The sequence below is a fragment of the Candidatus Desulfatibia sp. genome (assembly GCF_036446775.1).
GTDB lineage: Bacteria > Desulfobacterota > Desulfobacteria > Desulfobacterales > UBA11574 > Desulfatibia_A.
This window is the reverse complement of record NZ_JAZFTO010000301.1, coordinates 13,300-30,759: the sequence shown is the minus strand read 5'-3', so window position 1 is coordinate 30,759 and position 17,460 is coordinate 13,300. Positions and strand designations below refer to the sequence as shown.

Below are 17,460 nucleotides of genomic sequence, written 5' to 3'. Positions count from 1 at the left end.
GAGAAAAGATAGGTTCCCTTAAGGTTGACATCAATGACTCGCTCCCAGTCATCTTCATTGAGAAACATGAGCAATTTATCATTGATAATTCCGGCGTTGTTAACCAGAATGTCCACATGTTCCCACTCGTCGATGATAGTTTTGATCATTTTTTCAACGTCCGGCCGGGAAGAGACATCGGCCTTAAAAATCCGGAATTTTGGGGTTAACCGGGCAAGCTCTTTCTCTGTAGTTGCAGCGCTTTCATCATCAGAAGAATAATTTACCGCCACCCAGGCGCCCTCGTTAGCAAAAGACAGGGCCATTGATTTTCCGATTCCCCGCGTGCCGCCGGTAACAATGATTCTTTTATCCTTAAACTCCATAAAGTTAAATCCTTGATGAATGCGTAAAGTTTAAGGAAAGTTAGCAAATGAACGCTTTGAGTGCAACCTTAAACTGGATGAGCCGGCGATAAAACATCTTGAACAAGTTTTGGAATTGTTTCATATATTATGGTTATGAATTCTGAAGTGTTTATTACGGATGGGCATTGGCGAAAATCGCTGGCCGCGGTTCGTGCCCTTGGGATGAGGGGTATCAGGGTAACGGTTGGCGAAAGCACCCGTTTGGCAACCGCCGCGTTTTCCAGACACTGCCATAAAGCAGTCGTCTATCCATCACCCCTTTGCAGGCCGACCGAATTTGTGGATTTTCTTTACCGCCAATTATCATCTCATTCATATCAAATGCTCCTTCCCATGGAAGATGAAACCCTTGACCTGATTTCCCGCTATCATTCTGATTTTTCAGAATTAACCTATCTGCCGATCGTACCTTTTGAAAAGTTGCGTTTGGCCAGGCGCAAGGACAAAGTTCTGCTTTTGGCCAAGAAGCTGGGGATCCCCACCCCCAAGACCTGGTTTATCGATGACACTCAACAGTTAGATGAACTCAAAGCAGGCTTGCCATATCCGGTTGTAATTAAACCGAAGATGAGCTCCGGTGCTGTCGGAGTGGCCTATCCTGAAAACCCGCAGGAATTGATAGAGCAGTACCACGCAATCCACCGGCAATTTCCTTTTCCCATGATTCAGGAAATGATCCCCCGCCAAGGACCAGGCTATGGCGCTTCTATTTTAATGGATGAGCAAGGGGCGGTGAAGGCCTCTTTTGTCCATAAGCGGCTGCGAGAGTACCCGGTAACCGGAGGGGCCAGCACCTTGCGCGAAAGTGTCAGATATGATGATATTCGTGATATGGCCGTAGATCTACTCAAAGCTCTGGACTGGTTCGGGGTGGCCATGGTTGAATTCAAGCTCGATCCCCGTGACGGGCGCCCTAAACTGATGGAAATCAATCCGAGATTCTGGGGATCATTATCCCTGGCTATCGCGTCCGGGGTCAATTTTCCTTATCTTTTGTACTGTATGTCCCGCAGGGAGAATTTGAAACCGATCGAACATTACCAGATCGGGAAAAAATCTCGCTGGCTGCTGCCCGGAGACCTCCTGCATTTTATTTATAATCCCCGGCGGAGTCGTCTGGTACCCGAATTCTTTCATTTCTGGGATGCGAGTACGGTATATGATATAGTATCGATCAAAGATCCTTTGCCGGCCCTAGCCAGGGTTTTAACACCCCTGACTTTTATCTACGACCCTGACATGAAACAGCGCCTCAAAAAGAGAATGTATGGCGGTTGAGAATATCTTATCAGTAGATTTAGAAGACTGGTACCACATCTGCGGGGTAGAAGATCGGATTCCGGAAGATAGCTGGCCCCGCCTGGAGAGCCGGATTATACCAAATACCTTGAGGATACTTGAAGTGCTGGGCAATAAAGGGGTCCGGGCAACCTTTTTTGTGCTTGGCTTTGTGGCTGAAAAATATCCTGACCTGATAAGGGAAATAAAAAGCGCCGGTCATGAAATTGCCTCCCATGGATACGCTCACAAGCGTGTTTACACAATGACGCCCGCTGCCTTCCGGCGAGATTTGAATAAGGCTTCCGAAATACTTTATAAAGTTGCCGGCTGTGCTGTGAAGGGCTACCGAGCTCCGGAATGGTCCATTCGGGATGATTCTCTCTGGGCGCTTGACATATTGCAGCAGGAAGGATTTGAGTATGATTCAAGCATGGCCCCTTTGCCCATCATTGGGAATCCTGATTATGCTATAATACCACACCGGCTGACTCTGGAGAAAGGGCACTTGTGGGAATTTCCTCCTCTTGTCGGCAAGACACCTCTGGCCAGCTTCCCCATGGGGGGAGGTTGGGGATTACGCATCTTTCCTTACAGCCTGATTCGATCATGCATGCGTAAACTTAATAATCAGGGGCAACCGGCCCTGATTTATGTTCATCCTCGCGAGCTGGATTCGGATAACCCACAGATCCGGCTACCGCCGGCCAAAGAGTTTGTTTTAAATGCCCGACTGGTGAAAACTGAAAGAAGGCTTGCGCGCTTATTGGACGACTTCAACTTTACAACCGTTTCCAATTTTTTAATTAAGCGAGGGGTCGGGGAGTTTTCGCCGTAAGACCGCTCGCTGATAGATCAGGCTTGATGATAAAAACTAACCGACTGCTGATTAAATTATGGTAGATGCGATACTATATTTAAAAAATAATCTTGCCGATAATTTTGCGGTATATTTTATCCCGCTCTATATTCTGGGAGGCCGGCCGGCGGCCGTATTGAGCGCACAACTGCTGGGATACAAAATCTTCTTATTGTTGCCTGTAGTAGTTATGCTGGATACACTTCAAATTCCATTATTTTATCATTTATATGATACGGTTTCAGATCGATTATTTATAAAGAAATTCCATCAAAAATCCGAAAAAAGAGCAGAGCGCTTCCGCCAATCAAAGTTTCTCCGGCGGCTGCAGCTTTTAGGCACCCCCGGTGTTGTTACGATTACCATGTTGCCCTTAAAGGGTTGCGGCATGTGGAGCGGAGTTCTTTTGTCAAAGCTTTTAAAATTGCCCAAGCAGATCAGTTATCCATTGATGATTGCAGGCAGCGTGCTGGGGTGTGTTATTCTTTTGGGCGCAGGCGAGGCTATTATCCGGCTGGTGGGATCTTTATTGATTAATTCGTAAAAATTCGAATTCATTAGGTGTTTGGTGTTTAGTATTTTGTGTTTTGTTTAAATTGTTTGATGATATACCGGCTTGCCGGATCACCAAACACTAAACACCAAATACAAAACACTCTCGAAAGAAATATCGCTTTTCTGATTTTAATTGAAGAGTTACCTAAAAACTTGAAAAAATAAGAGGTTGTTCCTGTTGCATCAAATCATCTATCGGTTCCATAAACACATCCTAATTTTTTCTGTTTTTCTGACCCTGGCAGCAACTGTGCTCGTCACGCGCCTTAAGCTCGATCTTGACCTCATAGCCCTGCTCCCGGCAGATAATCCCAGTGTCGATGCCTTTTTTGATGTAGCCGAAACAATCGGGATTCAATCCACCTTGATTGCGCTGGTTGAAATGCCTGAAAATATTGATCAGAAAGATTCTGACGCAGTTATTGAACACTTAGCAAAAAAGTACGTACAAAGTCGGCTGATAACTGAAATCGAATATAAAAGCGAAGCAAGGCAGCTGGCCAATTTATTTAAGATATTAGCAGAGTATTTCCCGAACCTGGTTAAAACCGGGGATCTTACCAGGTTAACTCAAAAATTTTCTGACGAGGGGATTCATGAACAGGTCCTTGAGAACAAAAAAATATTAATGACTCCTTTTGGCACTGCCGCCAAAGAGCTGATCTATATTGACCCCTTGGGACTCAGGAATTTACTGGGAAGCAGTTTGACAGTACCGACCGGGAAACGAACAATAAAAACCCACAGCGGATATTACCGTACCAAAGGGGGCAACTATATTATATTTCTAAAGCCTGAAAAGCCCCCTCAAAATGTTGCTTTCAGCAAGAAATTAATGGCCCAAGTTTATTCTCTTGGAAAGCTGGCTTTGGCTGAATTACCGGAGAAAATGGCCGGTTTCTCCAATAAAATCAGGATATCTTACACTGGTGGCTATCCGATTGCGGTGAACGACGAGGCTATTACCAAAAAAGATATTAAAGTGACTCTGCTGACTTCTTTTTTAGGCGTTATGCTTCTTTTGGGCCTGTCATTCAGAACATTAAGAATCCTTTTTTTTGTCGGTTTGCCGCTGGCTGCCAGTCTTTTGTGGACACTCGGATTTGCAAGCCTTATATTTCAGCGTCTCAATGTCCTGACCTTTATATTCTCATGCGTGCTAATAGGGCTGGGGATTGATTTTGCCATCCACATCGTCAACCGTTACTTTGGCGAAAACCAGGTCAACCTGCCTGTGTCCCAGCGCTTACAGCTTACTTTTAAGGAATCCGGCATGGGAATCTTTATCGGTGGAATTACAACGGCAGTTGCTTTTTTTAGTGTGGGGATTTCCGATTTCAAAGGCTTCAGTGAGCTGGGCATTTTGACGGGTATCGGGATCCTGATTTGCCTGCTGGGCATGCTTTTTTTACTTCCTGCTCTGCTTGTCACTTTTTCAAATGAGAAAAGATCCCCAAAAACGGTTGCAATAGCAGGTTTTGGTTTAAATACCCTTATGGGCGGAATCCGGAAATATCCTCGGATCGTTCTCGTGGCTGCCGCTATAATCGTTGTCTTGTCAATCATCTCAGGGACCGGCATTCATTTTGATGACAATTTGAAAAATTTTCGCCCGGTCGACAGCAAGGTTTTGCGGTTGCAGGATAAGATAACAGATTGGCTTGGAGGTTCAACGGCAGCAATTCTTTTAGTTGCCGAGGGAGACACAGAGGCAGAGGCTATGGAAACCAGCGCATCAATATATTCGTCACTGGATGAACTGAAAAGGTCGGGTATGATTGCCGGAATCAGATCAATCAGCAGCTACTTTCCTGCGCCCAGCCAGCAGAGAAATAATATGGAATTCATCCGCCAACATGCCGATATTTTTGATATCAAACGCATTAAAAAGACATTCAACGAGGCCCTTAAAGAAAATGGTTTCGAGATTCTTGATCTATATGATGAGTATTTTGAAAGCCTGTCAAGGGCTCTTTCTGAAGATAAACTCCTATTGCCTACAAGTCTACAGGATAAAGAGCTGGAAAAATTTTTGAAACTATTTGTTATTCGAAAAGACAATGCGTATAAGACAGTTACTTATATCAGTCCTAATAAAGATCTTTGGTCCCGCTCGGAAACCTTTCAATTTAAAGAGATGATCATCCGTACTCTTGCAGAGGGAGGGATCAAGAAAAATCGCTATCTTTTGACCGGCCCCAATTTGCTCACCGGGGATTTAAAGGAGCTTATCATTAATAACTTACAATCATCTCTGTTGTTTGCAAGCCTCAGTATTGTTGCGGTTCTACTAATTTATTACCGCAGTCTGAAGCTGGTGCTTTTCTCGATAACACCCCTTTTAATTGGCTTAGCCTCACTGGCCGGTATCATGTCCATGTTTGGTTTGGATTTTAATTTTCTCAACCTGATCGTAATTCCTATGATCGTCGGAATCGGTATTGATGACGGGGTTCACTTTACCAACACATTCTGCCAATCAGACCATCTAAACAATTCCGAAAAAATGTTTCAAACCGGCCGGGCCGTTGTTTTAACATCTCTGACGACTATAATAGGTTTTGGGTCGATTATTTTGTCCCACTATCCGGGGCTTAAAAGCATGGGTTATGTGGCTATCATAGGTATCAGTGCCTGTATGATTGCTTCCATTGTCGTGCTTCCTGCTATCTTTGCAGTTGTCTCGCGGTCAAAGCACGGGTAAATTGCAATATAATGATATGGATGATATGCACAACTATTATGGTGCTATAAATCAATTTAACCCCAATTGAGCGAAAACGCTCAATTGGGTGTCCGTTGCCCTTTGTCCGTCGTCCTTTGCTTAGCAATAAGAAGCGAGATTATATTCTAACTACAAGTGAAACACAATAAAGGCCCTAAGAACTTGTAAAACCACTGACTACGGACAACTGACCACAGACGCCTAATCGAGTTTTGACTAGATTAGGGTAATAGCTTTTTCTGAGTCAAAGCACAAAGGCTTCATAACATAGATTTATAATAAATTTCAATGCCGGTTGATTCCTGCTTGGGCGTATAAGTCAAAGAAATGGTGGGTAGGGCCGTAACCTTTTCCGATGTCGAGAGCATGCTCGATGGCACCGCTGATGTATGCCTTGGCAAGCGTGGCGGCTTCGAAGAAGGATTTGCCCAGAGCCAGATTGGCCGCGATGGCCGAAGAAAAAGTGCAGCCGGTGCCGTGGGTATTTTTGGTTTCTACCCGGCGGCTTTGAAGTTTTTGGTAGTCAATGCCGTCGTAAAGAATATCAATAGCCAGGTCCTCTCCCAGGTGTCCGCCCTTGACGACCACTTTCCCGGCCCCCAGCTTTAAAATTTTGGCGGCAGCGGCTTGCATGTCGTTTAGATTTTTGATGCTCATACCGGTGAGGGCTTGGGCCTCAAAAATGTTGGGGGTGACAACCTCAGACAGTGGAAACAGATGGTCTACCAGAGCGTCCTGGGCGTCCTGATTCAACAGCCGATAGCCGCTTTTGGAAATCATAACCGGATCGAGCACTACCGCCGGCGGATCTACCGCCTTAAGCGCACGGGCAATACTCTCGATCAGCGCAATACTTGAAACCATACCGATTTTGACGGCATGGATGTCAATATCATCAAACAGACACAATATTTGATCGTAGACGATCTTAGGCGGCATTTCCTGGACAGCATAGACTTTTTGAGTGTTCTGCACCGTAACGGCGGTAATGGCGCTCATGCCGAAAACACCAAGGGCCTGAAACGTTTTTAGATCCGCCTGGATCCCGGCGCCGCCGGATGAATCCGAACCGGCAATGGTAAGCGCAACCTGCATGTTAAACCTCCAGCCTCAATTTAGCGATAACGCTCAATTAGGGTAAAAGTTATTTGTTCATCGGTTTATCTTTTTCCATGCTGGTAGGACGAAACTCCGGGGGGCAGGTTGAGCAGATGCTTGTCCTGAAAGGTCAGGCAGCGGCCCACCTGGTACATCCCCGGAAGGTCCTTTCGAATTTTTTCGAAAATAGCCGGCCAACATGCAAACAGGAGTTCATAATCTTCACCCCCTGTTAGAACCATATCTTCGGGTTTCAAGCCATATTTTTCGCAAAATGAAACTAAAGCGGGATCAAAATCCCAGGAGGAAAAGTCGAATTCTATGGCAAGACCGGAGGCCACGGCAATATGGCGGGCGTCACCGGCCAGGCCGTCGCTGACGTCGATAACACACGCTACGTTGTTATCGGCCAGAACTTTAGCGGCATCAAATCTGGCCGTAGGGGATTTGAATTTCGCGATCAGGTTTTCGAATTCCGGATCTTTGCGGATCAGCGATTCCAGACCGGCACGGGCCAGGCCGAGAGGACCGGTACAATACAGCCCGTATTCGGGACGGGCGCCGGAGCGCACCGGGAAAATAGTGTCGTGTCCCCGTCCGACGGCAAAAAGGTCCAGCGACAGCCGGTGGGCGGCGGAAATGTTACCGCCGCCCAAAGTACAGCCGTATTTTCCAAGGGCTTTTAGAATCCCTGCGTACAGGGCCTCAACAATATGGTCTGAAACGTAAGGCGGCAGCGCAAGATTGACAAAGAGACTGACGGGAGCGGCATATGAGGCGGCAAGATCGCTAAAGGTTACTTCCACAGCTTTACAGCCGACCTCCTGGGGCGTCTGCCAGTCAAGCCTGAAGTGGACACCTTCTTTCTGGGTATCGGTGGTGATCACAGGTTTGCTTAAGTCTTGCAAAAGAGAAGCATCATCGCCGGGTGCAACCTTAAGATATGGATCAGCAGGGGCCTGCCGGAGCAGCTTGTCAATAAGGACGAATTCATCATCCCATGGAGAAGCCAGGGCAGAGCGCAAAGAGCATCCGCAGGCTGCTGAGAGCTGCCGGGCATGTTGCCGCGGATCTTCAGCGCGCGTAACAGCGCTGATCACCGCTACGCCGGCGGCACCGCGGGTGAAACAGGATTCGGCGTTGGTGTGATCAATTCCGCCGACAGCGACCACCGGCAGCGGGGAGGCCTTGACCACGGCTTCCAGGCCCACAAGGCCGATTGTTTTTTTGGCATCAGGTTTTGTTTGAGTATCGAAAACAGGCCCTGCTCCAATGTAGTCGCATGGTGAAAGATCGCTTTTTTTAAGTTGAGAAGGGCTGGTTACCGACAATCCCACAATGGCCTGGGGGCCTAAAATATTTCTGGCCGGGACCAGGTCTTCATCATTCCGGTCTAAGTGGACGCCGTCGGCCTCCACAGCTTTGGCGAGCAGAATATTATCGTTGACGATAAAGGGGACGGCGTTGCATTTACATAGATCTCTGATAGCGGCAGCTTCATCGAAAAATCGTGAAGAAAATGATTTGTTACGGTACTGGACGATGGTTGCTCCGGCCTGAACGGCGATGCGCACCTGGTCTAAGGGCGAAAAATCCAGGGCACCGTCGTCGGTGATAAAGTAGAAACGCAGTGCTTTTTGTAAACGGTCCGTAAGCATCTTTGCTGCAATCCAAAAATGATAGGTTCGTAAAAAGGCAAAAATTCCTTTTTTACGAACGTTTTAGGTAAGTTCTCAATAAGTTAAGGTTTAGAAAATCTCCGGGCTTCAGCGCGGCAGAGCGGCTTCATATAAAATCGCTTTAGCGATTTTATATATTGATATCACCTTTCAGAAAAACCCTGAAGCCTTTTTTCCCGAGGTTATTGAGAAGTTACGGTTTTAAATTTTAAGTATCTGTAAATAAAAGTAAAACCACAACCTAACATTTAATAAGCCTTAGGCTTATAAAAGCTTAAAACGTGATGAATTCGCAAAAAGTCACGCATTCAAGTATAGATGGCTAAGTAAATTAGCACCCATACTGGTGGGAAATCCAGGTTGATTGTTGCCCGGTTTTTTGCAATAGTTGATTGTCGAGATTGTCCAATTATTGAAAGGAGATTAAAAATGGCAACCAGAACGATTGAACGGACCCCATCGGCCTATTCGTATCCACTTCTCATCAAGCATCTGCTGCGCACACCGCTGATCTATTCTCCCAATAAGGAAATCGTTTACAGAGATCAGATGAGGTATGATTATTTAACCTTTTCCCGACGCGTATCTCAGCTGGCCAATGCGTTGGAGAATCTTGGCGTACGTCAAGGGGATACGGTTGCGGTTATGGAATGGGACAGCCACCGATACCTGGAATGTTTTTTTGGCGTGCCCATGATGGGTGCTGTTTTACATACGATTAACGTGCGGCTGTCTCCCGAGCAACTCATCTATACCATTAACCATGCCGAAGATGATGTCATACTGGTCAACGCCGAATTTTTGCCGCTTCTGGAAGCTGTTAAGGACAAGTTCAAAACAGTAAAGAAAATCATCCTGCTGACGGACGAAGCCGAAGTACCGCAAACCGCTGTGTCCATCGACGGAGAATATGAAGCGCTGCTTGCAGAAGCCGGCAGGGATTATGAATTTCCAGATTTTGACGAAGAGACCGTTGCCACCACCTTTTACACTACCGGCACTACCGGTATGCCCAAGGGGGTCTTTTTCAGCCACCGCCAGCTTGTGCTGCACACCTACGGGCTCATGTCCGGTCTTTGTGTTTACAAGTCGCAGGCATCCCTAAACTCAGAGGATGTATATATGCCCATTACACCGATGTTTCACGTCCATGCCTGGGGAATTCCGTATCTCATGACTTTAATGGGCAACAAACAGGTCTATCCGGGTCGCTATGAACCGCAGATGCTGCTGGGGCTCATTATCAAAGAGGGTGTCACCTTTTCCCACTGCGTCCCGACCATATTGCACATGCTGGTCAGCAGTCCGGCCATCAAGACGGTTGATCTGTCCAACTGGAAGGTTGTCATCGGCGGTTCGGCACTTCCCAAAGGCCTTTGCAAAGCTTCCCTTGAGCATGGAATCAATGTCTTTACCGGATACGGCATGTCTGAGACCTGCCCGGTGCTGACCCTGGCAAACTTGAAACCGCATATGCTGGACTGGGAGCTCGACAAACAGGTAGCAATGCGCTGCAAAACAGGGCTTCCCGTCACCAATGTGCATCTTGACATCGTTGACCCGCAAGGCAATCGGCTGCCCCATGACGGCCAAAGTACCGGTGAAGTCATCGTCAGAGCACCCTGGCTTACACAGGGATATGTGAAAGAGCCTGAAAAAAGTGAAGAGTTATGGCAGGACGGCTGGCTGCATACCGGGGACATCGGATATATCGATTCTGAAGGGTATTTGCAGATCACAGACCGGCTAAAAGATGTGATCAAGACCGGTGGAGAATGGGTTTCATCTCTTGAGCTGGAAGATATTATCAGTCAGCACGAGGCGGTGAGCGAAGCAGCCGTAATCGGTGTTGTCGATGAAAAATGGGGCGAGAGGCCGCTGGCACTGGTGGTTTTAAAAGAAGAATACAAGACAAAGGTTTCAGAGGATGATCTCAAAGCGTTTTATATGACGTTTGTCGAAAACGGTACCATAGCCGGGTACGGGGTTCCGGATACCATTGTTATCACCGATGACATCGCCAAAACCAGTGTGGGTAAAATCGATAAAAAGGAACTGCGGAAGCAATATATAAAATCGTAACACGATTTTATTTTTAGCTGCTTGCCTGTTCGTACTCCTGCAGCAACGATGTTATCAGAGTTTTTACCGAAATAATTTTGTCTATGCGGTAGGCATTGGTGCCGGCAAATGCAAACCCGTGCTTCAGCTTGCCTTTCTTGGCGCTGATTAAGGCAAAAGAAATGCAGTAGGGGCTGTTTTTGTAATCGCATGTTTTAATGCAGTGATAGGGGCATTTGAACGGCTTGCGAACTCCAAGGTTTACATCGTCGATAAATTTGTTGCGAACCACCCGGCCGGGGAGCCCCACCGGGCTTTTAATCAGCACCAGGTCATCCTCTTCGGCGTCTACAAATGCCTGCTTGAACTCAATGGCGGCGTCGCATTCATGGGTGGCAACAAAACGGGTTCCCATCTGCACACCGGCCGCCCCCATTTTTAAAAACCTATAAATATCCTTTCCGCTGTAGATCCCTCCGGCGGCTATCACCGGAATATCCTTTTGGTGATCTTTTTCAAAAGGCTTAATCGCATCAATAACCTGGGGAACGATTTTTTCCAGGACATAATCAGGATCATTGATCTGTTCCATTTTAAAACCCAGATGCCCGCCGGCCTTGGGTCCTTCCACCACCAGAGCGTCCGGCAGATAATTGAATTTGGAGAGCCATTTCCTGCATATGATTTTGGCAGCCCGGTCCGAAGATACGATAGGGACGAGTTTGGTCTTGGAACCGTTGGTGAGATACTTGGGCAAATCCAGCGGAAGTCCGGCCCCGCAAAAAATAATGTCGATGCCTTCCTCAATCGAGAGTTTCACCATGTCGGCATAATTGGTTAAAGCGACCATGATATTGACGCCGATGATGCCTTGGGTCATTTCACGGGTTTTTCTAATTTCCTTTTTCAGTGCCCTGAGATTGGCTTCAAGACCGTTCGAGTAAAGGTCGGATTCGCTCATGCCGATCATGGCGGTACCGATTACGCCGATGCCGCCTTCTTCGGCAACGGCTGACGCCAGCCCTGAAAGAGAGATTCCTACAGACATTCCGCCCTGAATAATCGGAATCTTGGCAACCAGATCACCTATTTTTAATTTGGTATGTATCATGGGCTCGTTCTTTTAAGTTATTGTGAATTCGTATAAAGCACAATGCTGTTGTTTTTTATTAATGAATATGGTTCCAAAATGACAGAATTGTTTCCGGGTTTTACAAAAGTTTTACATTTCTCGGTTGTACCAAAGCAGGATTGAAAGTCGTTGTGCCACATAAATCACTGTTAGATTGATTAAAATTGTTATATGTGTTTAAAAACTTTTGGACACAAAGCAAAAAAGGGGTATTAGACTCATGGAAACGATTATTGATCGAACAAAATGGTTTTTTCATCCGGTCCTTGTGTTTATTTTTTCTATCCTGGCCCTGGCCCTGTCCTTGATCTTGTACATTCACTGGTATGTGGAAGTCAGCACAGGGTTCAGGGAGGTAGTGACAATCCACAATCTTGATCCCGGCCAGTTTTTGGAATCCGAGACCTGGGTGGTCATTCTAGTTCTTTCGATTCTGGTGGGCATGATTCTGGTGGGGATTTTAATTATCTTTATATATAGTCAAAAAATACAGCAACTATACCGGATGCAGTATAATTTTATCAACAATTTTACCCACGAACTGAAAACTCCCGTTACATCATTGAAGTTGTATCTGGAAACATTTATGAAATACGAACTAAACCGCCGCGACCAAATCAAATACCTGGGTTATATGGTTCAAGATGTGGAGCGGCTTTCGGAGAATATCAACCGTATACTGAACCTTGCCAAGATTGAGAGCAAAAGTTATGGCGGTGAGCTTGTCGAATCGAATCTTGTTGCCGCCGTCGAGCGGTTTATTAAAGACCACAGCCGGTTATTGAAAAATTGTGAAATCAATGTTCACAATCCAAGCGGCCTTAACTTTCCCTATCATGTTAATGAATCTTTATTTGACATGCTTTTAATGAACCTGCTGATCAACGCCCTCAAATATAATGAATCCGAAAAGCCCAAGATTGATATTACCTTTGAGTTACTAAAGTCCAAACTGCATATTCGATTTGCGGACAACGGTATTGGAATTGAAAAGAGAGAAATCAAAAAGATTTTCAAAAAATTTTATCAGACGGGCCGGGTGGATGATATGACCGCTCAAGGCAGCGGACTCGGCCTGCACCTGGTGCGGAGTGTCGCCCGGCTGCACCATGGAAAAGTAGTGGCCCAAAGCAAAGGAAAGGGGCGAGGATCAGAATTTACCTTGACGTTTCCTTACAAGACCTGGGCGTGGATCGGCTTATAAAAAAGGTGCTTATGAAACATTCGGCCAAAAAACGTATTCTGGTTGTTGAAGATGAAAGACATATCGCCGAGGGCCTCGAATTGAACTTGTCGCTTAAGGGATATGATGTAACGATCGCTCCGGATGGGGTTGCGGGCCTTCAAAAATGGAAAGAATGGCAGCCCGACCTGATTGTACTCGATATCATGTTGCCCGGGATGGACGGGTTGTCCGTGCTTCAAAATATCCGTCTTGAGGATGATCGGATTCCGATTCTGATTCTTTCGGCCAAAAGCGATACAGAGGACAAAGTCAAAGGCCTGTCTTGCGGTGTGGACGATTATATTACAAAACCATTCGATCTGGACGAATTTTTACTGCGGGTCGAACGCCTTTTGACCCGCGCATCATGGGCGCGTGCAGAGGGTTATCTCAGTAAAGCCGTACTCTCTTCTCAACCCCGGACTTACGCTTTTGGCGACAACCGCATCGATTTTGAGACTTCCACCGCCTATTGCAAGTGCGGCGAGATACGCCTTACAGACCAGGAAGTCAAGCTGTTGAGGCTGTTTATCGCCAGAAGGGGAAAGCCGCTTGCGCGCGACGAAATACTACAGATAGGCTGGGGATACACCGGGGAGATGACAACCCGTACAGTGGACAATTTCATAGTGCGGTTTAGGAAATATTTTGAGGACAATCCCAAAAAGCCGGCATTTTTTAAAAGTATCAGGTCAATAGGGTACTTATTTGATCATTAGTGTCCATCCAGAAATTAAGAGGTATTATAAAAGGAATGTTTTGATGAGCTTTAATCTTAGTGGTGTTAAACAGGACCTTACAATTGACATCGACTCCGTTGCGGTTCTGATTGTCAATACTCAGAAGGAAAATGGAGAAATACCCTGGTGCCGGGGTGAGAAAACGGATCCCTGGGACCATGTCGAGGCCGCCATGGGCCTCTGTATCGGCGGATATATTAAAGAGGCAAAGCGGGCTTTTGAATGGATGGCTCGCACGCAGCTTGCCGATGGGAGCTGGTATACCTCTTACAGGGACGGTATCCCGGAAGATAAAACCCGGGACACAAACATGTCATCATACATTGCGGTTGGTGTTTTGCACCACTTTCTTGTAACCGGTGATATAACTTTCCTCAAAAAGCTCTGGCCGACCGTTAAAGCGGCTATAAACTTTGCCCTCAGCCTCCAGGCGCCCGGCGGTGAAGTTTACTGGGCCGTCAGCCCCGAAGGTAAAATAGATCCCATGGCGCTTTTAACCGGATCATGTTCCGTTTATATGAGTCTAAAATGCGCTCTGGCCATTGCCCGGCAGTTAGGCCGTCAGATGCCTGCCTGGCGGGACGGACTGATGAAGCTGAGAGATGCCGTCCGGCATAAACCTTATAATTTTAACATGACCAAATCTCGTTATTCCATGGACTGGTTCTATCCGATACTTGCCGGTGTGCTGAGCGGAGAAATGGCCCAGAAGAGGGTCGAAAAGTTTTGGAAAAAATTTGTGATCGACGGCCAGGGAGTTCTATGCGTCTCCGACCGACCCTGGGTCACCGTTGCCGAGACCTGCGAGCTTTCGATAGCGCTGGCCGCCATGGGGAAGCCGGGGCTGGCAGAGACAGTCTTTAACTGGATTCAAAATAAAACCAATACTGATGGATCATACTGGTGCGGCTTTACCTGCCCGGACATGACCATCTGGCCTGAGGATAAAAGTACCTGGACCAATGCCGTTGTTTTGATTGCAGCAGATGTTATCTACGATCTTACACCGGCCAGCCGTCTTTTCAACCATAGTTTTTGGGAAGCTCAAAAGCTTTAACTCTTAAATGTTTGATATGGATTCCAACTCGACCTTGAGGTAGCAACCCTTGAGAAAAGATTACCGCCCTTACTTTATCAAAAAAGCATATCTGGATTTTCAAAAGTTCTATGTCAGACGCTTTTTACGGCCTCAGTTCGAAGTACTTGGAAAAGGCTATGTCTTTATGAAGCCCTGGCATGTGGAGATCTTTGGTGCGCCGGTTGTGCTGGGCAACTATGCCGTTGTGATCGCTACCGGCGACAACAAAGTAAGGCTGTCGGTCTGGCCTAAGCGACAAAACGAAGGACGTATTCAAATCGGCGATTTTAGCCTGATCTGTCCCGGCGTTAGAATCAGTTCGGCTTCTGAGACCGTTATCGGCGACAGCTGCATGATCGCAAGCAAGGTATATATAACCGATTGCGACTGGCATGGCGTTTACAACCGAATTTCCATGGGAAAGACGGCCCCTATAAAGATAAACGATAATGTGTGGATCGGAGATAGCGCCCTTATCTGCAAGGGGGTGACCATCGGTGAGAACAGCGTTATCGGAGCCGGCGCCGTTGTTGTCAATTCGATTCCTGCTCATACCGTCGCGGCCGGTAATCCTGCCAGGGTGGTCAAAGCCCTTGATCCCTCGAAACCATTTACCCCACGAGCCCGCTGGTATTCAGATCCTGCTCGACTTATTAAAGAATTCGATCAGTGGGACAGGGCTATATTGCGGGACAATACGCTTCTGGGCTGGCTGTGGTCTATCGTGTCGCCTTAGTGTCATCCTGCTATCACCGCCGACAAAAAAATGACAAATGCAATTCATTTACTTACCTTGCCTTAACCGTTTTTTTAGCGGCTACCTTATTAAGAAATTGATATAACCCGTTATTAACAAAAGATAATTTAGTTGCTAAAACAGCGCGACTCTAGCGGCATACCATTTTAATATTTTTGATCCTAAAAACAATTAACATATCAAAACGATATCTCCGATCGTTTTTTCTCAGGCCGGCAAATTGATTAGATTGGCACCTTTCTTGCTTTTGTATTAACCAGTTCCCTGACCCGAATTTTGCGTAAAGAATTTAATAGCGGAGTGGCTCTCAGGGTAATAATAGATGCGGCCATGGGAAGTGGAGCAAAGATATTTACGAAAACATCATTCAGAAAGAGAAGAGTGTAAAATGGGAATCTTTACTAAATCTGGTCAATCATCGGTTAATTCTTGCAACACGACTATCATTGCCGCCGGCACAAAAATAAGAGGGGAACTTCAAGTTGGAGGTAGAATGTACGTTGATGGTGAATTTTCAGGACCGATTGATTCGACCAGCATCATCACTGTGGGAAAAAGCGGGTATATCGAGGGTGATGTGGCCGCAGAAAAGCTTATTATCACCGGAGGCTTTTCAGGAACTGCCGATTGCGGGGAGATCCGGATATTAGCAGGCGGAAGAGTGGTCGGCCAGATCACCTGTAAAACATTGATGATCGAAAGGGGAGGGATCTTTAATGGGCAAAGCATAATCAAAAAATCCCCCATAGGAATCAGCGGTCGCTCCCAGGATGAAATTCCCATAAGAACAGCCAACAACACGTCTGACAATGTAACCTGTTTTTCGGAATCCTCAAAGGTAGTCAAGAGCGGAGCTTGAGCATATATTTTTTTGATAGCTCCTTGTAATGCGTTGCTTCATCCCGGCGCCCCCGTTTGCGGCAGCCGGCCGCATAAATCGCACATTTTTCGTTTAAGGCCTGCACGGCTGCATTGAACTGCACCGGTGACAGCAGATTGCTCTCAATAATGTTTATAATGGATTGTATCCTAAATTTATCGAGTCCCGGTAAGCGGGAAAGCTGATCAACATGCCCGCCACGTTTGATAATTAAAGGTGTATCGATCAGGTGTATCGGATACCTGCAGCTTATTCTGAGCCAAAGATCATAATCTTCGCAGGCCGGAAGACTTTCGTCAAACAATCCCACCGTTTCAAAAAGACTGCGCTGCATCATTACTGCCGACGGGCTGACCAGACACAGTTCCAGAGAGGGTTCGAATATCATTCCTGAAACTTTTTTGTGTCGCTTTTTGGGATTGACCCTGACACTGTTTCTGATCCATATTTCTTCGGTCTGGCAAATTAGTGCCTCCGGGTTTAGATTGAAAAACTCTACTTGGTTGGATAATTTTTGCGGCAGCCAGAGATCATCCGAATCCAGAAAAGCGATGAATTGTCCTGATGCCGCCCGAATTCCGGCATTGCGGGCCCTGCTAACTCCCAGATTATTCCGGCGGATGACGGTGACATCGTCCTGGTATGTATTTAGAATTTTGGGCGTGGAGTCAGTCGACCCGTCATCGATAACAATGAGTTCAAAATTCGGGTAATCCTGAGCCAGAACCGAGTCGACAGCCTCTTTGAGCATCGCTGCCCGATTGTAAGTCGGGATGATGACGCTTACCTTTCGGTTTTTGCTTTTTTCCATATCTAATGCGGCCAAATAAATAAATTTATCACGCTTGTCCGCCGAACAAGACTTTGGCAGGCGGGAAAGTACGAAAGTTGAACAAAGAAAAAGCAACCCGACTCGGCGGTCTTCGACCCTGAGCTCAGACCGAAGGGAGCTTGTCGCAGGCTGAACCTGTGAACGCCTACGAAAG

At 46.6% G+C, this 17,460-nt stretch carries 15 protein-coding genes; 10 read left to right on the top strand and 5 right to left on the bottom strand.

The genetic code is table 11. The features are described from left to right. Window positions 1-365 (bottom strand): SDR family NAD(P)-dependent oxidoreductase (locus V3S16_RS14030; protein WP_413885996.1); only part of this gene is annotated, 365 nt, incomplete at its 3' end. Window positions 366-494: 129 nt separating this feature from the next. Between V3S16_RS14030 and V3S16_RS14025 the strand changes: the two genes are divergently transcribed. The 4 genes from V3S16_RS14025 to V3S16_RS14010 all read left to right on the top strand — a co-directional run bounded on the left by V3S16_RS14025 (window position 495) and on the right by V3S16_RS14010 (window position 5,803). After that, a complete protein-coding gene (locus V3S16_RS14025; protein ID WP_413885994.1) occupies window positions 495-1,685 on the top strand; it encodes an ATP-grasp domain-containing protein in 1,191 nt (396 codons plus the stop codon). Then, window positions 1,675-2,523, top strand: coding sequence for a polysaccharide deacetylase family protein (locus tag V3S16_RS14020; RefSeq protein WP_413885992.1), 849 nt, complete (start codon window positions 1,675-1,677; stop codon window positions 2,521-2,523). Before V3S16_RS14025 ends, V3S16_RS14020 begins: the two co-directional genes overlap by 11 nt. Window positions 2,524-2,581: 58 nt before the next feature. Next, complete coding sequence (locus tag V3S16_RS14015; RefSeq protein ID WP_413885990.1) at window positions 2,582-3,088, top strand: small multi-drug export protein; 507 nt, start codon at window positions 2,582-2,584, stop codon at window positions 3,086-3,088. Between the two features lie 189 nt (window positions 3,089-3,277). Next, the gene (locus V3S16_RS14010; RefSeq protein WP_413885988.1) at window positions 3,278-5,803 is read left to right on the top strand and encodes an efflux RND transporter permease subunit; all 2,526 of its coding nucleotides are present in this window, start codon (window positions 3,278-3,280) and stop codon (window positions 5,801-5,803) included. Window positions 5,804-6,109: 306 nt separating this feature from the next. On the opposite strand, the gene thiD is transcribed toward V3S16_RS14010, so the two are convergent. Together thiD and thiL are read right to left on the bottom strand one after the other, a co-directional pair. Next, entirely contained in the window at window positions 6,110-6,919 is an 810-nt protein-coding gene (gene thiD / locus V3S16_RS14005) for a bifunctional hydroxymethylpyrimidine kinase/phosphomethylpyrimidine kinase (protein ID WP_413885986.1), read from the bottom strand. Window positions 6,920-6,984: 65 nt separating this feature from the next. Beyond that, a complete protein-coding gene (gene thiL / locus V3S16_RS14000) occupies window positions 6,985-8,580 on the bottom strand; it encodes a thiamine-phosphate kinase (protein WP_413885984.1) in 1,596 nt (531 codons plus the stop codon). Between the two features lie 450 nt (window positions 8,581-9,030). On the opposite strand from thiL, the gene V3S16_RS13995 reads away from it, so the two are divergent. Then, window positions 9,031-10,683, top strand: a complete 1,653-nt coding sequence (locus V3S16_RS13995) for a fatty acid--CoA ligase (RefSeq protein ID WP_413885982.1) — start codon at window positions 9,031-9,033, stop codon at window positions 10,681-10,683. Window positions 10,684-10,696: 13 nt separating this feature from the next. Here the strand turns inward: V3S16_RS13995 and V3S16_RS13990 are convergent, their stop codons facing one another. Then, window positions 10,697-11,773 (bottom strand): NAD(P)H-dependent flavin oxidoreductase, encoded by a 1,077-nt coding sequence (locus tag V3S16_RS13990; protein ID WP_413885980.1) that lies wholly within the window; start codon window positions 11,771-11,773, stop codon window positions 10,697-10,699. Between the two features lie 241 nt (window positions 11,774-12,014). Here V3S16_RS13990 and V3S16_RS13985 point away from each other — a divergent pair, with 241 nt between their 5' ends. The 5 genes from V3S16_RS13985 to V3S16_RS13965 all read left to right on the top strand — a co-directional run bounded on the left by V3S16_RS13985 (window position 12,015) and on the right by V3S16_RS13965 (window position 16,453). Further along, window positions 12,015-12,998, top strand: coding sequence for a sensor histidine kinase (locus tag V3S16_RS13985; RefSeq protein WP_413885979.1), 984 nt, complete (start codon window positions 12,015-12,017; stop codon window positions 12,996-12,998). A gap of 11 nt (window positions 12,999-13,009) precedes the next feature. Further along, a complete protein-coding gene (locus tag V3S16_RS13980; RefSeq protein ID WP_413885977.1) occupies window positions 13,010-13,738 on the top strand; it encodes a response regulator transcription factor in 729 nt (242 codons plus the stop codon). A gap of 43 nt (window positions 13,739-13,781) precedes the next feature. Next, complete coding sequence (locus V3S16_RS13975; protein ID WP_413885975.1) at window positions 13,782-14,816, top strand: phenyltransferase domain-containing protein; 1,035 nt, start codon at window positions 13,782-13,784, stop codon at window positions 14,814-14,816. 49 nt (window positions 14,817-14,865) lie between these two features. Beyond that, window positions 14,866-15,573 carry an acyltransferase gene (locus V3S16_RS13970; protein ID WP_413885973.1) on the top strand — a complete coding sequence of 236 codons (708 nt, stop codon included), beginning with the start codon at window positions 14,866-14,868 and terminating at the stop codon, window positions 15,571-15,573. A 343-nt stretch (window positions 15,574-15,916) separates the two neighbouring features. Continuing rightward, a complete protein-coding gene (locus tag V3S16_RS13965) occupies window positions 15,917-16,453 on the top strand; it encodes a bactofilin family protein (protein WP_413885971.1) in 537 nt (178 codons plus the stop codon). Here the strand turns inward: V3S16_RS13965 and V3S16_RS13960 are convergent. Further along, on the bottom strand, window positions 16,437-17,285 hold the full coding sequence (locus V3S16_RS13960) for a glycosyltransferase family 2 protein (protein ID WP_413885969.1): 849 nt from the start codon (window positions 17,283-17,285) through the stop codon (window positions 16,437-16,439). The two genes, V3S16_RS13965 and V3S16_RS13960, sit on opposite strands and share 17 nt — an antisense overlap. Window positions 17,286-17,460: the final 175 nt, after the last annotated feature.

Coding starts and splice junctions, on each gene's coding strand:
- V3S16_RS14025 (WP_413885994.1), top strand. CDS start 495: ATGGTTATGAATTCTGAAGTGTTTATTACGGATGGGCATTGGCGAAAA.
- V3S16_RS14020 (WP_413885992.1), top strand. CDS start 1,675: ATGGCGGTTGAGAATATCTTATCAGTAGATTTAGAAGACTGGTACCAC.
- V3S16_RS14015 (WP_413885990.1), top strand. CDS start 2,582: ATGGTAGATGCGATACTATATTTAAAAAATAATCTTGCCGATAATTTT.
- thiD (WP_413885986.1), bottom strand. CDS start 6,919: ATGCAGGTTGCGCTTACCATTGCCGGTTCGGATTCATCCGGCGGCGCC.
- thiL (WP_413885984.1), bottom strand. CDS start 8,580: ATGCTTACGGACCGTTTACAAAAAGCACTGCGTTTCTACTTTATCACC.
- V3S16_RS13995 (WP_413885982.1), top strand. CDS start 9,031: ATGGCAACCAGAACGATTGAACGGACCCCATCGGCCTATTCGTATCCA.
- V3S16_RS13990 (WP_413885980.1), bottom strand. CDS start 11,773: ATGATACATACCAAATTAAAAATAGGTGATCTGGTTGCCAAGATTCCG.
- V3S16_RS13985 (WP_413885979.1), top strand. CDS start 12,015: ATGGAAACGATTATTGATCGAACAAAATGGTTTTTTCATCCGGTCCTT.
- V3S16_RS13980 (WP_413885977.1), top strand. CDS start 13,010: ATGAAACATTCGGCCAAAAAACGTATTCTGGTTGTTGAAGATGAAAGA.
- V3S16_RS13975 (WP_413885975.1), top strand. CDS start 13,782: ATGAGCTTTAATCTTAGTGGTGTTAAACAGGACCTTACAATTGACATC.
- V3S16_RS13965 (WP_413885971.1), top strand. CDS start 15,917: ATGCGGCCATGGGAAGTGGAGCAAAGATATTTACGAAAACATCATTCA.
- V3S16_RS13960 (WP_413885969.1), bottom strand. CDS start 17,285: ATGGAAAAAAGCAAAAACCGAAAGGTAAGCGTCATCATCCCGACTTAC.